16 protein-coding genes and 1 tRNA gene are annotated in these 22463 nt (G+C 36.0%); 14 read left to right on the top strand and 3 right to left on the bottom strand.

The features are described 5' to 3' along the window. Window positions 1-113: 113 nt before the first annotated feature. From BM157_RS11975 to BM157_RS11945, 7 genes are all read left to right on the top strand, one after another. Window positions 114-662, top strand: a complete 549-nt coding sequence (locus BM157_RS11975; RefSeq protein ID WP_090141296.1) for a DUF4446 family protein — start codon at window positions 114-116, stop codon at window positions 660-662. Window positions 663-813: 151 nt separating this feature from the next. Further along, complete coding sequence (gene serS, locus BM157_RS11970) at window positions 814-2097, top strand: serine--tRNA ligase (protein ID WP_090141293.1); 1284 nt, start codon at window positions 814-816, stop codon at window positions 2095-2097. 312 nt (window positions 2098-2409) lie between these two features. Continuing rightward, window positions 2410-3807 carry an HD-GYP domain-containing protein gene (locus BM157_RS11965; RefSeq protein WP_022501193.1) on the top strand — a complete coding sequence of 466 codons (1398 nt, stop codon included), beginning with the start codon at window positions 2410-2412 and terminating at the stop codon, window positions 3805-3807. 20 nt (window positions 3808-3827) lie between these two features. After that, window positions 3828-4754, top strand: coding sequence for a DUF3881 family protein (locus tag BM157_RS11960; RefSeq protein WP_022501194.1), 927 nt, complete (start codon window positions 3828-3830; stop codon window positions 4752-4754). A 111-nt stretch (window positions 4755-4865) separates the two neighbouring features. After that, window positions 4866-4937 (top strand) — tRNA-Arg (locus BM157_RS11955). 333 nt (window positions 4938-5270) lie between these two features. After that, window positions 5271-6989, top strand: coding sequence for a HAMP domain-containing methyl-accepting chemotaxis protein (locus tag BM157_RS11950; RefSeq protein WP_055177374.1), 1719 nt, complete (start codon window positions 5271-5273; stop codon window positions 6987-6989). A 126-nt stretch (window positions 6990-7115) separates the two neighbouring features. Next, a complete protein-coding gene (locus BM157_RS11945) occupies window positions 7116-7739 on the top strand; it encodes a 5' nucleotidase, NT5C type (RefSeq protein WP_055177378.1) in 624 nt (207 codons plus the stop codon). An 84-nt stretch (window positions 7740-7823) separates the two neighbouring features. Here BM157_RS11945 and BM157_RS11940 read toward each other — a convergent pair whose 3' ends face one another. Then, on the bottom strand, window positions 7824-9164 hold the full coding sequence (locus BM157_RS11940) for a threonine/serine exporter family protein (protein ID WP_055177381.1): 1341 nt from the start codon (window positions 9162-9164) through the stop codon (window positions 7824-7826). Further along, window positions 9151-9912 carry a DUF4866 domain-containing protein gene (locus tag BM157_RS11935; protein ID WP_055177384.1) on the bottom strand — a complete coding sequence of 254 codons (762 nt, stop codon included), beginning with the start codon at window positions 9910-9912 and terminating at the stop codon, window positions 9151-9153. Before BM157_RS11935 ends, BM157_RS11940 begins: the two co-directional genes overlap by 14 nt. A gap of 342 nt (window positions 9913-10254) precedes the next feature. Here BM157_RS11935 and BM157_RS11930 point away from each other — a divergent pair, with 342 nt between their 5' ends. The 3 genes from BM157_RS11930 (at window position 10255) to BM157_RS11920 (ending at window position 13357) form a co-directional block, all read left to right on the top strand. Continuing rightward, complete coding sequence (locus BM157_RS11930; RefSeq protein WP_055177386.1) at window positions 10255-11316, top strand: FIST signal transduction protein; 1062 nt, start codon at window positions 10255-10257, stop codon at window positions 11314-11316. 87 nt (window positions 11317-11403) lie between these two features. Further along, a complete protein-coding gene (locus BM157_RS11925; RefSeq protein ID WP_055177388.1) occupies window positions 11404-12360 on the top strand; it encodes a methyl-accepting chemotaxis protein in 957 nt (318 codons plus the stop codon). Between the two features lie 22 nt (window positions 12361-12382). Then, window positions 12383-13357, top strand: a complete 975-nt coding sequence (locus BM157_RS11920) for a 3'-5' exonuclease (protein WP_022503131.1) — start codon at window positions 12383-12385, stop codon at window positions 13355-13357. Window positions 13358-13540: 183 nt separating this feature from the next. Here the strand turns inward: BM157_RS11920 and BM157_RS11915 are convergent, their stop codons facing one another. Further along, window positions 13541-14503 carry an MraY family glycosyltransferase gene (locus tag BM157_RS11915; RefSeq protein ID WP_022503130.1) on the bottom strand — a complete coding sequence of 321 codons (963 nt, stop codon included), beginning with the start codon at window positions 14501-14503 and terminating at the stop codon, window positions 13541-13543. A 234-nt stretch (window positions 14504-14737) separates the two neighbouring features. Here BM157_RS11915 and glgB point away from each other — a divergent pair, with 234 nt between their 5' ends. From glgB to BM157_RS11895, 4 genes are all read left to right on the top strand, one after another. Beyond that, window positions 14738-16669, top strand: a complete 1932-nt coding sequence (gene glgB / locus BM157_RS11910; RefSeq protein WP_090141291.1) for a 1,4-alpha-glucan branching protein GlgB — start codon at window positions 14738-14740, stop codon at window positions 16667-16669. Window positions 16670-16971: 302 nt separating this feature from the next. After that, window positions 16972-20181: a DUF6240 domain-containing protein gene (locus BM157_RS11905; protein ID WP_055306993.1), complete on the top strand. Its 3210-nt coding sequence runs from the start codon at window positions 16972-16974 to the stop codon at window positions 20179-20181. Window positions 20182-20293: 112 nt separating this feature from the next. Then, on the top strand, window positions 20294-21874 hold the full coding sequence (locus BM157_RS11900; RefSeq protein WP_022503127.1) for a flagellin N-terminal helical domain-containing protein: 1581 nt from the start codon (window positions 20294-20296) through the stop codon (window positions 21872-21874). Between the two features lie 33 nt (window positions 21875-21907). After that, window positions 21908-22378: a flagellar export chaperone FliS gene (locus tag BM157_RS11895; protein WP_055177393.1), complete on the top strand. Its 471-nt coding sequence runs from the start codon at window positions 21908-21910 to the stop codon at window positions 22376-22378. The last annotated feature ends 85 nt before the right edge of the window (window positions 22379-22463 follow it).

The raw sequence follows: 22463 nt of genomic DNA, 5'->3' as shown, positions 1-22463 counted from the left end.
TTAAAAGTTCCTTGCGGAACTTTATATGTGCTGGAAAGCAGCACGATATTTAAGATATAATACAAATATATTAATTATTAAAACGATAAATAATTAACGAAAGGAATAAAACAATGTTAGATGTATTTGGATTGTTTAGCGTACCAACATTATATGTGCTTATTGGAATAATCGTATTATTGATAGTGGCAATTATTCTTTCTATTGTAGCCATTGCGAAGTCATCGGCAATGAAGAAGAAGTACAACATTATGATGGAAGGCTCAGAAGGAAAGAGTATCGAGAAAATAATTAAAGAGTATACTGACGATGTGAAACTTTTAAAAGAAACATATGAGAACAATACAAAATCAATCAAAGATATATATGATAAGATGCAGTATACATTTCAGAAGGTTGGAATTGTTAAGTATGATGCTTTTCATGAAATGGGCGGCAAATTAAGTTTTGCAATATGTATGCTTGATAAAAATGATAATGGCTGTCTTGTTAATGTAATGCACAGCAATAACGGCTGTTTTGCGTATATTAAAGAGATTATTAATGGTGAGTCATTTATTGAATTAGGTGATGAGGAAGCCAATGCGTTAAAGCAGGCAGTTGCTGGAAGAATGGGTGATGTTGAGCTTAGCAGAGAAGTCAACGATATAGTTAATAATTAAAATGATGAAAATAATAATGGCAATACTAGAATAATAACGAATATAATAAAGTACATTAAAAGATACATAAATAAATATATAAAATGCTGGAAAATATATATAAAAAGGTGCATAATTAAAAGAGTATCAAATTCGTTATATGGAGGAAAAAATGTTAGATTTAAAATTTGTAAGAGAAAATCCAGATATTGTTAAACAGAATATAAAGAATAAATTTCAGGATAGAAAGTTACCTTTAGTTGATGAAGTTATTGAACTTGATGCACAGGCTCGTGCTACAAAGACAGAAGCTGATGAGTTAAGAGCTAACAGAAACAAGCTTTCTAAGCAGATTGGTGCTTTAATGGCACAGGGCAAGAAGGAAGAAGCAGAAACTGTTAAGGCTCAGGTTAATACTGATGCTGACAGATTAAAGGAACTAGAAGCAAAAGAAACAGAACTTAATGAAAAAGTTACTAAGATTATGATGACAATTCCTAACATTATTGATCCATCAGTACCAATAGGTAAAGATGACAGTGAAAATGTAGAGATTGAAAAGTTCGGTGAACCAGTAGTTCCAGATTTTGAAATACCTTATCATACAGAGATTATGCAGAAGTTTAATGGTATTGACCTTGATGCGGCTGGAAAGGTTGCAGGTAATGGTTTCTATTATCTTATGGGCGATATTGCAAGACTTCATTCAGCAGTAATTTCTTATGCAAGAGATTTTATGATTGACAGAGGTTTCACATATTGTATTCCTCCATATATGATAAGAAGTAATGTTGTTACAGGCGTTATGAGCTTTGATGAAATGGATGCAATGATGTACAAGATTGAAGGCGAAGACCTTTACCTTATAGGTACAAGTGAACATTCAATGATTGGTAAATTTATTGATACAATTACACCAGAGGAAGAGCTTCCAAAGACACTTACAAGCTATTCACCTTGTTTCAGAAAAGAAAAAGGTGCTCATGGTATTGAAGAGAGAGGTGTATATAGAATTCATCAGTTTGAGAAGCAGGAAATGATCGTTGTATGTAAGCCAGAAGACAGCAAAATGTGGTTTGATAAGTTATGGCAGAATACAGTTGATATGTTCCGTTCCCTTGATATACCGGTTAGAACACTTGAATGTTGTTCAGGTGATTTAGCTGATCTTAAGGTTAAGTCAATTGACGTAGAAGCTTGGTCACCAAGACAGAAGAAGTATTTCGAAGTTGGTTCATGCTCTAACTTAGGTGATGCTCAGGCAAGAAGATTAAAGATAAGAGTACAGGGTCCAGACAAGAACAAGTATTTTGCACACACATTGAATAACACTTGTGTTGCACCTCCAAGAATGTTAATCGCATTCCTTGAGAACAATCTTCAGGCTGATGGAAGCGTTAGAATTCCAAAGGCACTCCAGCCATATATGGGTGGAAAGACAGAACTTAGCAAGTAATTAAATATTAAGAAACAAAATATAATTTAACAAGAGATATAGTCTGACAAGACATTTGATTTAATAACATATTTGGTTTCACAAGGTATTTAATTTAATAAGTTAATTAGTTAAACACATTTAACATAATTGTTATCCTGCGTTGATGATGAATTATATGTACTGGAAAGTATGATATAGGTGCATAAAATTTGTCGTCAATACAGGATATTTTTAATTGTTATATATTATTTGATATATAGATTAATTTGTGTTATCTTTATAATATTAGATGTTTATTATGATAGTTTAGATGCTGGAAATGGAGTATGTATGAAACAGGTTAAGGTAAAAAATCTTAAGGGAAATGAGATAACAGCCCTTCCTATAGTGACAGATAGTGGCACAGTACTTATACATGCAGATGTTGTATTGAATTCAGAATTGATTAACAGAATTAGGAGTTTGGGAATACAAAGTCTAAGCATTAAAGAATATCCTGATGAAATAATTGACCCTGGGGAATATGGTCATATAATTATTGGAACAGATGATAAGCTGGGTGAAGACGATGACATTTATTCTGATAATAGTAATGGCACAGGGATAGATAATGATAATAATTACAATAAAGAAATAGAAAATGTAAGCGAAGATGGCATCAGTAACACCGATAATAATGGTGGTGAAAGTGATTATTATCAAGATAAAAGCAATAATAAAAATGACAGCGATAATGTGAATAATGACAGCCATAATGCAGAGAACTTACACGATAATGAATTGAATAAATCGGACATAGATAGTAATGAATCCAATAGCAAAGCTAAATCGCATAGTGGTAATAGTTATTACAGACATATCTATAAAGTCGAAGAAACGACTAATAATTCGAGGAAAGTTGTTAAAAATGTCCTTGAGAAACACATTTACAAGCATAATCAGGATTTGAAAATATTAGGTTTAGAGGCTGAACGAATTATTGAATCTGTGCTTTCAGAGCCAGAGGTTATTAACAATATAACAGAGATAAGAAATTTATCAACAGATATGTATACACACTGTATCAACGTGTGTTCATTATCTACAATTATGGCGTTAAGACTTAAAATGAGTGATAAGCAGGTTAAAAATGTATCCATGGGAGCGATGCTTCACGACATAGGTTTAAGATACATTAAGACACCATATATGAACACCAATGAAACATATATGAATACTAAAGATGCAATAGAATATAAGAAGCATACTATATTTGGGTATAGTTCTGTTCAGGACGAGGATTGGATACCGGATATAGCTAAAGAAATAATACTTTTACATCACGAAAGAATAGACGGCAAGGGATATCCATTTTCTCATAAAGGAGATAAACTGAAAATGGAAGTTAAGCTTGTATCTTTATGCGATGATTTTGACAGTCTTATAAGTGGTGTGGGTAATCCTAAGCTCAAGATATATGAGGCCATTGAGTATATTAAAGCTAATCAGGGATTGAAATATGATGCAACAATAGCAGAGAAGCTTCTTGAAACAGTAGCAGTATATCCTGTTGGAATTAAGGTTATTACAAGTGAGGGTGAAACGGGCATTGTTGTAAGGCAGAATAAGAAGTTTACTGACAGACCGGTAATTAAAATGTTAAAACATTCAGATGGATCTTTATATGAAGATGAGGTGGAAAAAGATCTTATGGAGTATCTTACACTGTTTATTGTAGATACTGAGTAATACAGGAATGAAGGATTGTTATGAATTTATATATAAAGGCTATAGGATTTGAGCAGGTGGATTCGGACTTTGAAGAGCAGATGATACACGCAGGTATTCTGGACAGTTTGGAGAAGGGGCTTGTTATAAAGAATAATGAGCTTAACCGTGGTGCGGTCATAGTAAGAATAAGCGAGTCTACAGGTTTGTACATATACGGAAGATTTAAAGATAAAGAATTCATATATGAATATTATTTTCCATTTGTTATTGGAAGAACAAGATGTGATAATGATGAGATTACAATAGAAAGACATCTGGATAAGGAATCCTATGCAGTTGTATGTGATGAGTCAAAGACAGGTGTTACCCTTATATTTTATCTGCAAAATGTAATGGATTATCTGGATTACATTTGTGATGAAAAAGGTCTTAACCAGAAAGATTACGATATAGATTCGAGAAGCTATGTATATAAAATTCCAATAAAGAATAAAATGGTAAGCCTTACGGCATTGTCACTTGGCGGAATAATTATGCTTCCAACAAGAAATAATAAGTCAGATTCTGTCAGAATGAAGAAGGAGAAGGACGACAGACAAAGACTTATACAGGCGGCTAAGAAAGGTGACGAGTCGGCAATAGAGAGCCTGACAATAGAAGATATAGATACATACAATGAGCTTTCACACAGAATTGTAAAGGAAGATGTATTTTCAATAGTTGATTCTTCATTTATGCCTTGTGGTGTTGAGTGCGACCAGTATCAGGTAGTCGGCGAGATACTAGAGTTGTCTGAGGAGATTAATCATTACACCAAAGAGAAAATATATATAATGGTTATTGAATGTAACGACCTTAATATGACTGTTGCCATTAATCAGGCTCATCTGCTTGGCGAACCCGCTGTTGGCAGGAGATTTAAGGGGCAGATATGGCTGCAGGGAAGTGTTAAGTTTAATAATTAAAATATTTGCCTGAAATGGACAGATGTGATATAATTAAATAAGTGGCGTTAAGCTCACATAATAAAAATGGTTACCGTAGTCTGAAGGCTGAAAAGCCCTGATACGGAGCTTGTTCTCTTAGTTAAATGGATATAACGAGCGCCTCCTAAGCGCTAGTTGTGGGTTCGATTCCCGCAGGGAACATTAATTTCTTGCAACAATGATTGTGAAAATTCATTGTTGCATTTTTTATTTTATGGTGATTGTGAGCACCATAAAAATATATAAATGAGTAGTTGGAACACCGAAAAAATAAAAGGGGGCACAGGGAACTAAATCCATTCTTAAAAAAATCATACAAAAACTACATCAATAAGTATAAATTTCTATTGCATTTAAAATTGAATTGTGATAGTTTTATCAATGTCTGATGGACAATAATTATGAGACTGGGTATATGAGGTTTTTACCCGGTTTTTTGTAATGTGATTTAGAAAAATTTATTAAACAAATAAAAACAAAAGAAAGGGAAATTATATGGCAAAGTTAAGAAAATGGATAGGTAATTTAAAAGTTTCAGCGAAATTGCAGGTATACCGGATGGCGGTATTAGTGATGACAGCTTTTTTTGTATTGGTGGCACTTGTATCAACATTAGTGATTCGTTCGACTATACATAGTATTACGGAAGTGTGGTCTCCTTCACTTGAGTGTCTGCAGGAATTACAAACAATAACTGCTAAATATAGAATCAAACAGTATCAGCATCTTGTAGAAACAGATACAGCAGCTATGGCAGCCTGTGAAAAAGAAACTAATGATATGGAGAATCAGATAAAGGATATATCTTCTAAGTTAGAGAAAATAATTAATTCAAATAAGAAAGCACAGGCAGGTAAAGCTGATTATGAAAAGGCAAGCTCTGCATGGGAGGATTACAGGTCAGCCTCAGATAAAATATATAAGCTTAGTAGAGAAGGCAAACAGGCTGATGCTGCTAATCTTATGATTGGAAGCATGTATGAAAGTAATAAGGAATTTGTAGAAAAGTTAAATTCAGTACGCGATGATTTTCAGGCGGAATTAGATACGGCAAAAGTAATTGCTAATATATGTACAATAATTATTTTTATTGTCATTATCATAACAGGATTAGCGATTGCAGTGATTGCAACAATTATAGGAAAGATAATATCAGACTCAATTACAGAACCAGTACGTCAGATTGATGAGGCAGTTGCCAGCCTTAGAAAGGGTGAGCTGTCTAACGTGGATATGCTTACATATGAATCTGATGATGAGTTTGGTGAAACAATTACAAAGCTTAAGGAAGCTATGAATATACTTTCAGATTATGTAAGCGAGATTTCACGGGAGGTTAAATTCATAGCACAGGGTGATTTAACAAGAAATGGTGATGATATTACACCGTTTCTGGGTGATTTTTCAGAATTAAAGGATTCGCTTCTGTATATTTTAAAGCGTTTTAACAGTACATTGTCAGAGATAAGCAGTATTGCAGAACAGGTTACACATAATGCGAAAGAAGTAGAAAGTGCATCGAAGTCGTTAGCAGATGGTGCAACAGAGCAGGCAGGAGTTATCCAGGAACTGAATGCAACGATAGATACAGTTGTTGACCTTGCAGTGGATACAGCAAGTGAAACAAAGAACGCATCTGAACGTGTAAAGGCTTCTGCAAACAAAGCAAACGAAGAAAAAGAAAAAATGAATGTTTTACTGACAGAGATGGAACATATTACAGAAATATCCAAGGAAATAGGTAATATTATTACCGATATTGAAGATATTGCTTCCCAGACTAATCTGTTAGCACTTAATGCTTCTATTGAAGCTGCAAGGGCAGGTGAAGCAGGAAAGGGATTTGCGGTAGTTGCAGACCAGATTGGAAAGCTTGCAGCAGATAGTGCTAATTCAGCGGTTAATACAAGAGAATTAATTGATAAGACTTTAGTTGAAATTCAAAAAGGAAATGAAATTACAATAACAACAGCAGAAGCTTTTAACCAGATTATTTCAGATATGAATTCTTTTGCAGAAATGGCACAGAACACAATGGAGAAAGCTAACACTCAGGCAGAGTCATTAGAACAGATTGGACAGGGAATAGAACAGCTTTCAGGTGTGGTACAGGGTACTGCAGCATCTTCAGAAGAGAATACAGCAATAAGTATTAACCTCGCAGAGGGTGCAGATAAGATGAATGAACGCGTGAAAAGATTCAAGTTATTCTAAAAAGTATAGCTGGCTGCATGAGGGAATCTCTTTCTGACAATCAGAGAATATATCATCTGGTAGAAAAACATAATTAACTGAAGGAGATGAAGATGACGGTAAGTGCAGATGAAAGGAAAAATACTAATGAAAGTATATATAGATTTTGATGATGTATTATGTGAAACAGCAAAACATTTTACAAAACTTGCAAAAGAGTTATTCGGAATTGATGTGCCTTACCGTGAAGTGCAGTTTTTTAATCTGAAAAAGACTTTTGATTTGAGTGATGAACAGTATGAAGAGATGATGATAGCAGGGCATCTGCCAGAGAATCTGTTAAATTATGAGGAAACTACAGGGGCAGCAGATACTATTAATAAATGGGTTGATGAAGGCCACGAAATCTATATTATCACGGGAAGACCTTTTAATTCGTATGAGCCATCACGAAAATGGCTTGATGAACACAATCTTAAAAGAGTTCCATTATACTGTGTTGATAAATATGGTCGTGAAACCAGTAAACAGGACTATGCATATAATATGACTTTAGAGCAGCTTTATAATATGACATTTGATTTTGCAATAGAGGATTCGCCGTCAGCTTTTGAGCACGTTATGCATTTTGATAATTGTAAGGTGGCAGTGTTTAACCGCCCTTGGAACATACACGAAGAACTTCCTGATGACAGATTTGTGAGGTGCGAAGGGTGGAAAGAGATTGACAGGTTATTTGAGGAATATTTTAAGCAACAGACGGATAATTAATAATATGATAACAGCCACCAGTATAATAATATGTTTACCTGACAGGAGCATATTACAATAAAGCTGGCGGCTGTTATTATATTATTATGTACAATAACGGAAGGTGCGGTCAGTTATAATTCTTGCAAATATAAGTCCAAGTGGAAGTGCTATTATTATCATAACTGCGGAGGTGAACCACGAAACCGCTTCTGTCAGTGACATAATTCCAAAGTTATATATTGCACGGTACAGGTAAAGTCCAGGAACCATAATAACAATGGAAGGCACGGTTAATGATATACGTGGATAACCATTATATTTTTTTATAAATGAAGCAAGCAGTCCAGCAGTTACAGCTCCGATAAATGCGGCAGCGGCAGCAGGTATTGCAGTAAAGTCAACAAGTTCAAGACGGAGTGTGTTGGCAATAGCACCAATAACAGCAGTGGTTGCCGCCATTGGAATAGAGCTGTTAAACATAATTGAAAATCCAAATACACCGCAGAAGCTTGCAGTTAATCTTAAAATAAGATGAGTTATATTGCCAATATTCAGGCTGGAGAATTCCTCAGGTTGTAAATGAAGAATTAATGCCATAATCCACGCAAATACAGTTGCCACAAGAACTATGATTGCTGAATAAGTAAGTCTTTCAATACCTGAACGAATGTCAAGCTTGGCAAGGTCAATTCCACTTGTAATAAATGGAAATCCGGGTATTATAAAGAGCATAGAGCATATATATCCGGCTTCGTGTACTGACGGTATGTTAAACAGCAGAATGGCAAGTTTAAGCAGTATTGCATATATAAGACACGAAGCTGATATAGAAGCAGCTATATTTAAAAACAAAGTAAAATGGTGTTTAATAAGCTTGGTTCTTATCAGATTACCTGCACCGGCGGCGATAAAAGCGAAAAGCATTTCAATAGGTCCGCCACCAAGAAGAAATGTGAACGCACAGCACGCAAGAGCGGCGGCAAGTCCAAGCTTGACCGGTGAATACAGGGTATGTATCTGTTCAATTTCATCAAGACGTTTATGAATTATTTCACCGGTAAGATGAGCTTCTTCGTTTGGAAAGTTATCGACAAACTGCTCCATACGGTAAAGCTTTGATGTGTTGACACCTGTATTAGCTATGCTGAGTGACTGGGATACGCAGTCATTTCCATCAAAACAGTTAAATTCAATAGACATAAGTCCAACATCAACAGTACAGGTTACGCCAAGCTCCTTGGAAAGTCTGTTCATAGATGTACGCACACGCCACGCACCAGTACCACACGAGAGCATAATCAAGCCGACACGTCCGATAACAGAAGCCTTTTCGATAAGGTCAGCATCGGAAATCAGTGCATTGCTGTCAGCATTGGTATAGTCGTGCCAAGGTATCTCCATATGATTTTTTTCCATAATATCTATATAATTAGTCTTTGGCATATATAATCTCCTCAGCTTTCTTAACGTGATTTTCAAGATTTTTCAAAAAGATAGAATTAGGAAGGAATATTCCCAACTCATCAAAATGCTTGTTATTATCTATATATGAGTCCTGACCATAGAAGATATACGCCATAGGAAGATTTTTCTCAAGTTCAAGCATAAGGTCCCATACAGCACTGTAGGCTTCGGCTTCAGTTTCTTTAAGTTTTACTGTGTCAGGAAGCTCACGGATAAGCAGTATGCCTGTATTTTCTTCAATAATCTGCTGTTCAATAATAGATGGGTCATCGCCATATATATGACTGTATCTGTAGGCTTTGGCAAGAAAGATATTCTTATTATTATGAAGATTTTGGTAAATGTTATAAAAATGCTGATAGTCTTTTTCGTGAACAGTATTCTTATATTCTGGTAAGAGAATACCATTATCGTCAGTCATAATAATTGGATTTTGTTTTCCGTCAGCATTGAAGCGATATGGAATAAGAAAAGAATTTCTCAGTAAGTCAAACAGTGTGTTCTGGCTTATAGCCATAAGAAATGCAGATAAATCCTTGTTAGTGTAGCAGTTAAATAATGCCTCGGTAAATTGTAGTGGCGAAAGATCAGTACCAGAATCGTCATTGCAAAATAAATTATCACAGAATGTCTGAAAAAGCTTGTTATATGCCCACTTATCGCTTAAGATTTTATCAAATAAAACCTCAGCTTTTTCTTCTCGTGGAAATATTGTTTTTTCTATCATAAATATCCGACCTTTCTTATATTTTTATTTCGACAGTTATTATACTATCGAATCGGCAATAAGTGAAAAATATAAATAATATAATTGCCATAACATTATGGTATAACGAGCACAAAAGTGCTCATCTTAAAAGTTCCTTGCGGAACTTTATATGTGCTGAAAACCGCACAAAATTATGGCATAATGAAAAAATATCGGGGAAGTCTAAGCTGACAAAGGAGAATGGTATATGTTTGCAGGAGTGTAATTCGTAAGTCTTAAAATCAAGATAGTTGAATTCTTAAATAAGCTGTACTATAATTACGCTAAAATATTATCAAAATTATTTGAAAGGTGAACAACGTGAAACAGATATACAGAGTAGATAAGAGTGGTAATCTCGCACAGGCTATAAGTGAGATTACTGCACCAAAATTATTATTATTGATGTCTAATAATGAGCAGTTTGAGCAGCATGTAGAAGAGCTGGAAAGACATTTTCCAGGTGTTCCAAGCATTGGCTGTATTGGAGGAAGCTACGGAGGACAGACAGTTGTAGCGGATAATGGCGTAGCAGTTATTGCTATGGAGGGGAATTTAAGTGTAGTGACTAATGTACTTGAGCAGGCTTCGACTATGCCTGTAAAGTATATTGGAAGACTTGAGGAAGATATAAATAAGGTTGCTGCATCAGAGAATAATACAATATGTATTGACTTTTGTTCAGGTAATGATGCGTGTGTGCTTACTACAATCTACAGCGTTCTTGGAAAGAAGCATATATCACTTGTAGGTGGAACTGGTGATGGAGGAAAAGTATCAGTTAATGGAAAGATCTATGCTGATGCTGATGCATATGCACTTATTCGTAATAATGATGGTAAGATTAAGGTTTATAAGGAAAATATATATAAGCAGGTTCCAGCTTGCCGTTTTATTGCATCTAAGACTGACCGAAGTAAGTATCTTATAGGAGAGCTTAATGGAAGACCAGCCAGAAAAGTATATCAGGATATATTAAATATTGGTGATAAGGAGATGGCGACACAGACATTTAAGAATCCATTAGGTAAGATGAATGGTCAGGATATATGTATAATATCTATTAAAGAAGTTGTTGGAGATAAGCTTGAGTGTTATCGCCAGGTTAATGATTCTGATGTTCTTACATTACTCGAATTACAGGATATATCCCATGTTGTTGAAAATACTATTAATCAGATAAAGAAAGATTTTACACACATATCAGGTGTATTTTCTATTAATTGTGTATTCAGATATTTACTCTTCTCACAGGAGCATTATTTTGAAACATATCTTAAGTCTATGTCCGTATTAGGAGACCACGCTGGTCTTATAGGTTATGGGGAGCATTACAACCAGCAGTTTGTTAACCAGACAATGACTTGTGTAGTATTTGAATAAATGTTACTGTTTAAAGTCCATTTTGCAAATGAAGTAAATTTAATACTCATAAAATGACAGCAAATATCGTAAAGAGGAGGATATTATATGTTTGGCAGAAAATTAAAAACACAGAAAGAAAATGTTATATCGGCACAAGAAGAAACTTTAGATATGCACCCAGTCATACACGTTGCAGACAGTATTATTGAATATCAGAAACAGCTTGCAGAGAGGGAAGTAGAATCACTTGATGAGATGGCAGATATACAGAAAGCATTTGTGCTTGCAACTAAAGAGAATGAAAGATTAAAAGACCAGGTACAGGAATTATCATCTGTATTTGCTGATGTAGGTCAGATTGCAACAAGCTTTGACGGTGTAAAAAATGAAATTGTTGACTCTGTAGGAGAGGCACAGAAAAAGGTAGATGAATTAAAGAATAGTTCAAAAGAAGTAAGCAGGAGTTTTGATGAGATAAAGAGTGCATTTGCAGGTGTTCAGGTATCTGTACAGCAGATTAAAGATTGTATGCAGCAGATTATAGCAATTGCGAATCAGACTAATATGCTTGCACTCAATGCTTCTATTGAGGCGGCAAGAGCAGGAGAGCAGGGAAGGGGCTTTGCGGTTGTTGCCAACGAGGTCAAGAACCTTGCAGAGGAGATAAAGACACTTGTAAGCACAGTTGAGGGAAGTATCTCTGAGGTAGAAAGGGGTACAACACAGCTTAATAATAATATTGAGGAATCACAGTCAGTATTTGGAAAGAATGTTGAAGATGCAGATGCAGCATATGGAGTATTTGAACAGATTATAAAAGCAGCAGATGCAGCTAAGGAGGTTCAGGAGGAGATAGGCGAGGTTACACAGTCTTCTGAAAAAAGACTTTCAGATGTTAAAGACTGCTTTGATGACCAGGAACAGCAGTTACAGAAGGTGCTTGCACATATTGAGCGTGCCAACGACTTAGGAACAACCAAGAGTTCTATGTTTGAGGATATGAATAACCTTGTATCCCAGCTTGCTCCTATTGCCAAAGATATACAAAATAAATATCAATAATTTACTGTGAAGGGAATTGGTTATGAATTATATAGTGTTAGACCTTGAATGGAATCAGAGCTACAGAGGAAAAGAATATTCTATAGAAGAAATGCCATTTGAGATTATACAGATAGGAGCTGTAAAGCTTGATGAACATAAGAATATAACCGGACGGTGGGAAAGAATAATCAGACCTGTAGAATATGTTAAACTTCACGGTAAAGTATCAGAAATGCTTGAAATTACTGAAGATGAACTCAAAATGGGAGATGATTTTGCAAGTGCGGCGAAAGAATTTCTTGAATGGTGTGGTGATGACTATGAATTTATAACCTGGGGAAGTTCAGATCTTACAGAGTTTCAAAGGAATATGAAGCATTTCGGGGTTGAGAACAATTTTCCATTTCCATTTATGTATTATGATCTGCAGAAGTTATACAGCAAGGTATACTCAGACGGCAAGACAAGAAGAAGTCTTAAGATGGCTATTGAGGAGCTTGGTTTCAGCGAGGATGCAGAGTATCATTCAGCAATTAATGATGCTGTATACACGGCAAGGATATTCCAGCAGATGGATTTTGACAGCGTAAAGGTGTATGAGAGCATTGACACATACAGAATACCTAAAGATAGAAAAACTGAGATATATGCCAACTTTGGGACATATGAGAAATATATTTCAAGAGGTTTTAAGACAAGGGATAATGCAGCTGATGACAGGGTTGCAAGGTCGTGCAGGTGTTATATATGTGGCAGGTCTATGAAAAGACTTATAAAATGGTTTGCGACAACTTCAAAGACATATTATTCAGTATTTGTGTGTGAAGAGCATGGCACATTTAAGGGAAAGCTTAAGGTTAAACATAATGATAACGGATTGTATTATGATGTAAGAATTGTTAAGCAGACAGATGAAAAAGGGGTTGATAAGATAATAGACAAGCAGGTTAAGGAACGCGAACATAGAAGACGTAAGAGATTGGAAGAACACAAAAGAAAGAAATTACTTAAATAATATTCTATTATGTCTGCCGTGTAAAATAACTAATTAAATATAAATAAAAAAGGCAGTAATCTTAATTATATATAATGCTTTGAAGGAAAGGATATTTCTGGGAATTATATATAATTAAGATTACTGCCTTTTTGAATATGACAGGATATCTGTTGAATGAAATTGCTGCATCAACAGATGCTGCTATATAACTGCATATATTATAGCTGCCGCAATAACAAGCTGTATTATTGCAAATCTGAATACGACCTGTGCATCAGACCAGCTCTTGTTCTTTCTCATATGGTCGTGGATAGGTGTTCTTATATTCTGCATAATCTTTATATGAAGAAATCTCATAAATGAAACCTTAATAAGACCAAGTCCGCCATCAATTATAAGAACTATGGCAAGTGGAATGTAAAGCAGAGGGCTGTGTAACTTAAGAAAAGCAAATGCTATAAATATTCCTATTGCCCTTGAGCCTGCATCGCCCATAAGCAGCTTGCTAGGTGATGCGTTAAACCACAGATAACCAAGAATACATACTACCATAATAAGTATTGTGTGGCGGAATGAGCTTTCAATGTCAAATATCATAAATAATACATAGGCAGATGAAAGTGTAATTGCCGAAAGAGTTCCACATAAGCCGTCAACACCATCTGAGCAGTTAGTTACATTTATGCTGACCCATATTAATATAACGATGAGAACACCGTATATGATTGGGTTAAGTGTAACTGTAAGCTTAAAGAGTGATATGTCAAATGTGTTAGGATTATAGTGGAGATATGTAACTGCCGCCATAACCGCAATTACGAAATCTATAATACCTTTTTTAAGCTCGCCCCAAGGTGATGACGAAGCATCATCAAGGTAACCTGAGAGCATTGCTGCAAGTACAAGTATAAGATAAATGATTATCTCAGAACTTAAATTGACAAATATCATACAGGTTATTGTAAATACGAGGATAAATATAATTCCTGCTCCTCTTGGCTTGCCGACTGACTTTGAGCCATTAATTGCGTAAGCTCTGCCGCCATCACGGGGAAGGATATTTTTACCCATATATATAGCAAGGCACGTTATTGCAAATGCAAATATTATGCTGGCAAAAGTCACAACATTAATATAATTCGGACTTATCAGATAATAAATCATAATTATGAATTCTCCTTTGATTATTAATAGTTTTATGATAAATTCCTATAATTATGATGTCAAGTGAAAGATAGAAGTAATTAATTGGATTATCAAAATATATGAGAAATTTTATTATAAAAATGACCAATTGTCAAAAAATTAATAGTATTTAATTTAATGTTATGATAAAATAATGTTAATACAAAAGTATATGCGAAGTAATATTATTAATGTGGAAGGGCGGAGTAATATATGGCTGTGACAATTAATTATGAACAGATAAGAATAACTGAGTTAGACTCATATCTTTTTGGACAGGGAACACACTACGAGATATATAATAAAATGGGTGCACATATAGCGAAGAAAGATGGAAAGCCCGGAGTATATTTTGCGGTATGGGCACCAGCGGCGAAGGACGTGTACGTCATAGGTGAATTTAATGACTGGAAAGCCTATGGCTATGATATGAAGAAGATTTCAGATGGTGGAATATATGAGTTATTTATAGAGGGTGCTAAGGCTGGACAGATGTATAAGTACCTTATTATTTCACAGAGTGGTGAGGCTATTTACAAGGCTGACCCATATGCCAATGCGGCACAGTTAAGGCCAGAGACAGCATCAATTATTACTGACCTTAATGGATTTAAGTGGACAGACAGCGTATGGGTTGAACATAAGAAGAAAGAGAACCATTTAAAGTCAGCAATGTCTATATATGAATGTCATCTTGGTTCGTGGAAGAAGCAGGAAGATGGTACAGAGGACGGTTATATGAATTACCGTGATATAGCACCAGACCTTGCCAAGTATGTATCAGATATGGGATATACACATATAGAGCTTATGGGAATTGCAGAGTATCCATATGACGGCTCGTGGGGTTATCAGGTTACAGGATATTATGCACCAACAGCAAGATACGGAAGTCCTAAGGATTTTATGTATTTTGTGGATTATATGCACAGCAAGAATATTGGTGTAATACTTGACTGGGTACCAGCACATTTTCCAAAAGATGCACATGGGCTTGCGAACTTTGACGGAAGCTGTGTATATGAATATGCAGATCCAAGAAAGGGCGAACACCCTGATTGGGGAACTAAGGTATTTGATTACAGCAAGAATGAGGTATCGAATTTCCTTATTGCCAATGGAATGTTCTGGGTTGATAAGTTCCATATTGATGGCTTAAGAGTAGATGCAGTTGCTTCTATGCTTTATCTTGACTACGGAAGGACAGAAGGCAACTGGGTTCCTAACCAGTATGGCGGTAATGGTAATCTTGAAGCTATGAGTTTCCTTAAGCATTTTAATAGTATGATGAGAAAGAGATTTCCACAAGCGGTTACAATTGCAGAAGAGTCTACAGCATGGCCAATGGTAAGTGGTGACCCTGATAACGGAGAATGTCTTGGATTTACATTCAAGTGGAATATGGGCTGGATGCACGATTTTCTTGAATATATGAAGCTTGACCCTTATTTTAGAAAGTTTAATCATGGTAAGATGACATTTTCTCTTATGTATGCTTACAGCGAGAATTTTATACTTGTATTATCGCACGATGAAGTTGTTCACCTGAAATGTTCTATGTTAGGCAAGATGCCTGGTGACAGAGAGGACAAGTTCGCTAATCTTAAGCTTGCATATGCTTATATGTGTGGACATCCGGGCAAGAAGCTTTTATTTATGGGACAGGAATTCGGACAGTGGAACGAGTGGAGTGAGAAGCGTTCTCTTGACTGGTATCTTCTTGAGGATGAGAGCCACAAGGAATTAAAGGATTTTACAAGTGCGTGCCTTAAGCTTAATAAGAATTACAGATGTTTATATGAAACTGATTATAATTCAGAAGGCTTTAGATGGATTAATGCCAATGACAAGGACAACAGTGTATTCTCATTTATAAGAATAAGTCCGGATAAGAAGAAGCATTTGTTATTCGTTCTTAATTTCACACCTGTTGAAAGACCAAGTCATAGAATTGGAGTGCCAATTAAGGGCAAATATAAGCTTGTATTAGGTGATGATATGAAGAACCAGCAGAAGATAATTGCAAGTAAGAAGGGTGAGTGTGATGGCTATGGTGAGTCACTTCTTGTGGATTTACATAGGTATGGAATAGCTGTGTATGAGTTCAATGGTGATGTGGAAGCACACAAGCCTACAATAATATAATAATAATATAAGAGATATATAAGAGCAGTTTAAATAGCAGTCTGATATATAAGTCAGATATCAGGTTGGCAGGATTTAAGTGAAGCAGGTATATAGTATTGATGTAATTATTAATGTGGTTGATTACATTTATGCTGTAATCTGCTTCATTTTGCTTATTTTTTTGGTGGAAGTAACCGAAATATAATACAGGTTATTTTATAATCAGGCGATAGAATTATCTAAGCAGGATATATAGGCTGTTATTAGGAAATGGAATAACCGGCTGTAGATTAGCCGCAGATAATGTATGGAGGATAAATATGTCTGTATCAATATACGCAGGTAATTTTAACAAGGATAATAATGTTAAAGAAACATCTATTAATTATAAGGAAAATGTAAGCAACAGGACTAATGGTGTCAATGGGATATTTAATGGTGTTGTTATGTCAGAGGGACAGGATAACAGCAGGCTGGCAGATAACACATATGAGTCGTTATTAAAGGAAGCTGATGATGTAAAACAGCAGATTATGAATTCTGCAAGTACAGCACAGATAAGCTTCAAGGCACTTGTTAAAAAGCTTTCTGGTATGGAAGCAGTTGATATAGCAGGTGATGGATTTAATATAACAGATGCATCTAAGGATGATATGGTATCAATTATTGATAAGATTAGAATTGAGCTTGCAATGCACTCAGACAGCTATGTTGCATATGGAACTGGCGTAAGCTCTGATGCAATTGAGAGTGTTGCAGGGGCAGGTGCAGCTAATGAATTAAAGCAGAGATTAAGCGGTGCTGGAATAAGCGTTGATGACGATACTGTGCAGCAGGTACAATCAGCACTTGATGAGGCGGCTTCAATAACAGAGCTTTCAGAGAGTGCTAAGTATTATATGATTGCCAATGATATTGCACCAACTATTGACGGAATATATAAGGCAGAAAATGCTGTCAGTACAAGACCGGCTAACAGCGGATATGAGATTTCATTTAAGGAATTTAATGCTATGCGTCCACAGATTGAGTCGCTTATGAATAAAGCCGGGCTTGAAGTGAACTTAAGAAACCTTAATAATGCACAGGATTTGATTAATAATAATATACCAGTCACAGAAAAGACTTTAAAATATAAAGCTGTTCTTGACGGACTTAATTTAAATGGTCTTGATACACAGGATGGACAGGATAGTGTATTATCAAAGATTGCTGACCAGCTTGCTATTGGTGAAGACCCTAAAGATACTCCACTTACAAACGATCCATCTATATGGGATAATGTAAAGAACGCAATAGTAACACTGGCTAATGCAAGCTATGATGATATTGTAAATGTTGTTTCATCTGGAAAAGCATTTACAATAGCAAGTCTGAAGGTCGTAATGCAGGTAGGCTGGAGTGAAACAGCAGAAAGCCGGCAGGCTGTTAACAATCAGATGACTGTTAATAACCAGATGTCAGGTGACTGGCAGGGTAATGTAAACAGTCAGATGTCAGGCGGCTGGCAGGGCAATGTTAATAACCAGTATGGTTATGTGCAGGATACGGGCTATAATCAGGGTGTATATAATAATCAGATGGGCGGTAATTATGCATACCAGCAGCCATATGGTTACAATGCACAGAAAGCTTATAACACACTTGTTGAGGCAAGGCTTTTACTTACAGCAGGTACAGGTGTAATTCTTGAAAAGAGTAATACATCACTTCTCTACACGCCTCTTGAACAGATTAACGAGCAGATTAAAGCTCTTGAAGCTAATGGAACATTATATGCTGGCAATACACAGATGTATAATGATGTCCTTGATGTAAGAAAGGCACTTTACGATATTGAGACTGCACCAGCACAGATGTATGAAAAGCTTATGAAGAGTGACCCATATAAGTTGAGTATTTCTATGGTATCAGGCATTGCGAGTGGAATGACAAGCCGTTATGCCAAGGCAATAGATACATATGAAACAACAGGTACTAAGGTAAGAGAAGACTTAGATGACTCTATTATTAAGGCTGTTAATAACAGTGCAGAGGGTATAATGGACGAACTCAATCTTGAGAATACTCAGGAGAACAGAGATGTTATTAAGCTTCTTGCTTCTAATAACATAGATATCAATAAGGAAAATGTTGAGAGGGCAAGAAGAATATATACAACCCTTAATAATCTTGTTGATAATATGAAGCCGGAAACTGTTGTTAAGATGATAGATGACGGAATCAACCCAATGAATACTGATATATGGACAGTTAATGATTATCTTAGCAGTATGAATCAGGGTGCTACTAAGGATAATGAGGAGAAATATTCAAAGTTCCTCTACAAGCTTGACAAGACAGGTGGAATTAACGAAACTAAGAAAAAGCAGTTCATCGGTATATACCAGATGATGAATATATTTACAAGAGATGCTGGTGTGTGTGCGGGTGCTCTTATGAAGCAGGGCAAAGAGATTACTATGGGTAATCTTATCAGTGCCTACACAAGCCGCAAGCACTCTGGAATAGATGTAACTATTGATGATTCAGTAGGTCTTGGAGATAAGGAAACTATCAGTTACTTTGAGTCATTATTTGCAAAGTCACAGAAGTTTATCACTCCTAATACATTGAAGAATTCGGACAATGAGTCACCAATTGAACATCAGAATGTTGAAGCATTTGCTAACGGACTTGCTGAACATTATGATGAAGCAGTGGAAAATGAACTTGACAGCAGTTACATAGAAGAAGTAACTAAGAAAGCAGAACAGGCTGATGCTGAGGTTGTAAGGGAGTTAAGAAGAGCTGGAATTAATGAGAACATTGGTAACATTAATGCGGTTAATGAACTTATGGCTACAGGACAGCTTATGGCTTACACAAGAAAGCACGGAAACCAGGGCAGTAAGTCAATATATGGAGAGAACATAATTGATAGCAATGACAAGCTTAAGGAAGTGTTAGACAGCAGGGATAAGCTTGAGGCTATGTATACTAACCTTGAAGAAGCTGCTGGTGATGAACTTGAAGAAGCTATAGAGAGCTCACTTACAGGAACTGCTGAAGACCCTGTTGATTATGATACATTTGAAGAATTAAGAATAAGCAACAGACAGATTAGATATATAAGCAATCTTGCAAGAAGAAATGATTACCGTGTCCCTTATGTTAAAAATGGACAGGCAGGTCTTATCAATCTTACATTTGTTGCAGATGATAATGACAAGGGAAAGATATCTATTAAGATGAATACAGCTTCGTGGGGTGAATTGTCAGTAGAGGCAAAGGTTACACAGTCAGACGTAAGTATGTATGTAAAGCAGGATTCAAGAATTGTGCTTTCCGAAGACAGAAGCATTTATAAGTATTTCCAGCAGATTGAGGGAGATCTTAAAGAACAGTTCGGTTATGACAATGTAAGAATTAATTGTGTAAGAGTTCCAGATGTTAAATATACTACATACGAGGACTCAGGAGCAAAGATTCCATCAGATCGTCTTTATAAGATCGCTTCAGCAATAACAGGAGTATTCTTTGGGGCATAAGAGCGGTTAAAGAATTACAGGATATGTCCGATATATAAAATGTATGATTTGACGAATTCAAAGGATAACGCCAGTAGATGTGGCGGGAATATAAAATCAGGAGAATAAAAGTATGAGAATTAATACTAACGTATCAGCCATTGTATCTAACAATGCGTTACAGAAGGCACAGGATGCACTTTCAAGCTCTATACAAAGACTTTCATCAGGATATAAGATTAACAGTTCAGCTGATGACCCGGCAGGCTGTGCTATTTCAGAGAAGATGAGAGTTCAGATAAGAGGTCTTGATCAGGCTAAGAATAATACAACAGATGGTATCTCTGTTATCAATACAGCAGAAGGTGCTATAGTAGAGATACAGTCTATGCTTACACGTCTTAAGGAACTTACAGTTCAGGCGGCTAACGATGTTAACTCTGATGATGAGCGTGAAGCTATCCAGCAGGAGATTGATAATGTTAATCAGGAAATAGACAGAATATCTGAGCAGACAGAATTCAATACACAGCCACTTATTAATGGTAATCTTTCAAGAAGAGTATATTCAGATTATCAGGGTGTGAACCAGCTTAAGATATCTGACAGTTTTACTGCTGGAATATATGGAGTTACAGTAACACAGGATGCAAGACAGGCAATAGCAGTAGGTGATACTATTACAATGTCAGGCACAGCTAAGGTAACTGCTGATCAGGCAGGAACAATATCTATTAATGGATATAACATTGATATTGTAGAAGGTGATACACTTGATACAATTATGGATAAGGTTATGGATGGTGCTAATATGGCGGGTGGAAGAGCATTTGCTGTATCAAGCCTTGCTAATGATACGAAGACTAACGGAAGTGATTATGCAGGATATAAGCCAGATACATCTTACACAGGCAACAGACTTGTTATAATGACAGAGCAGTATGGAAGAGATCAGCAGTTAGATGTAACATGCAGTAATAAAGACCTTGCTGCTATGCTTGGTATATCAGATGCTTACAATGAAGATGGTTCAGGCATACACGCAGAAGGTAGTGATGTTGTAGCTGAATTCGCTAATGAAGTTGATGATGCAGGCAACCCAACAGGTAAGAGAGTTGGATTTGAAGATTCAGCTATTATCTCAACCAAGGGTACTAAGATTACAGTTAAGGACGTTAATAATAAGGAATTCGTTATGGATGTTCCGGGTAATGTTGCAGGAACAACATTTAATGATACAACAGCAGCTAAGCAGAACGGAAAGTCACAGGCAGCAGGTGGAACAGCTACGGATATTAATCAGGAAGTGACTGATGTCGGAACTATGAGTATCCACGTTGGTGCTAATGAAAATCAGGTTATTGTTCTGGATATTCCTAAGATAACTACTTACACAATAGGTACAGATAATATCAATGTAATGACAAGCTACACAGCACAGCTTTCAATAGGGTATGTAGACGAAGCTATTAATTATGTCAACTCTGCACGTTCAAAGCTTGGTGCATATGAGAACAGATTTGACCATACTACTAAGAACCTTGAGGTTTCAAGTGAGAATGTTACTAAGGCTTTATCAGCTAAGATTGATACAGATATGGCTGAGGAGATGACAGAGTATACATCACAGACAGTTCTTACACAGGCAGCTACATCAATACTTTCACAGGCTAACCAAAGACCATCAGAAGTATTACAGCTTCTTCAGAACTAATCTGTCAGGGTGAATTGATTGGAGATGTGAAGTATGGATAGAGAAGCTATTAAGACATATTCATATAGAATATCGCAGGCGACACGTTCAGAGCTTGTAGTAATAGTGTACGACATAATAAGAGATTATCTTAAAGATGCAGTGTCAACATCAGATAATGCAGTATTTAAAGAGAAACTACACATGGCTATGAGAGGTATAGACCAGCTTATAACAGGTCTTGATATGCAGTATGAGCTTTCAGGTAATCTTTATGTACTCTATAACTATATGAAAAGAACTCTTATCGGTGCACAGGTTTCATATGATAAAAATGTTGTCAATTCAATATACGATATGCTTGGACAGCTAAGACAGTCATTTTATGAAGTAAGCAGACATGATAATTCAGCACCGCTTATGAAGAATACAGAAAAGGTGTATTCCGGACTTACATATTCTAAATATGGTGCAGGCAATGAAACAGCAAGTGATACGCTTATTAACAGAGGATATATGGTATAATGAGCACAAAAGTGCTCATCTTAAAAGTTCCTAACGGAACTTTGTATGTGCTGAAAAGAAGCACGAAAATTATGGTATAATGAGC

This window comes from [Lactobacillus] rogosae (assembly GCA_900112995.1).
In the GTDB taxonomy this organism is placed as follows: domain Bacteria; phylum Bacillota; class Clostridia; order Lachnospirales; family Lachnospiraceae; genus Lachnospira; species Lachnospira rogosae.
The sequence above is the reverse complement of the archived record's forward strand: the minus strand, read 5'-3'. Positions and strand labels throughout refer to the sequence as shown.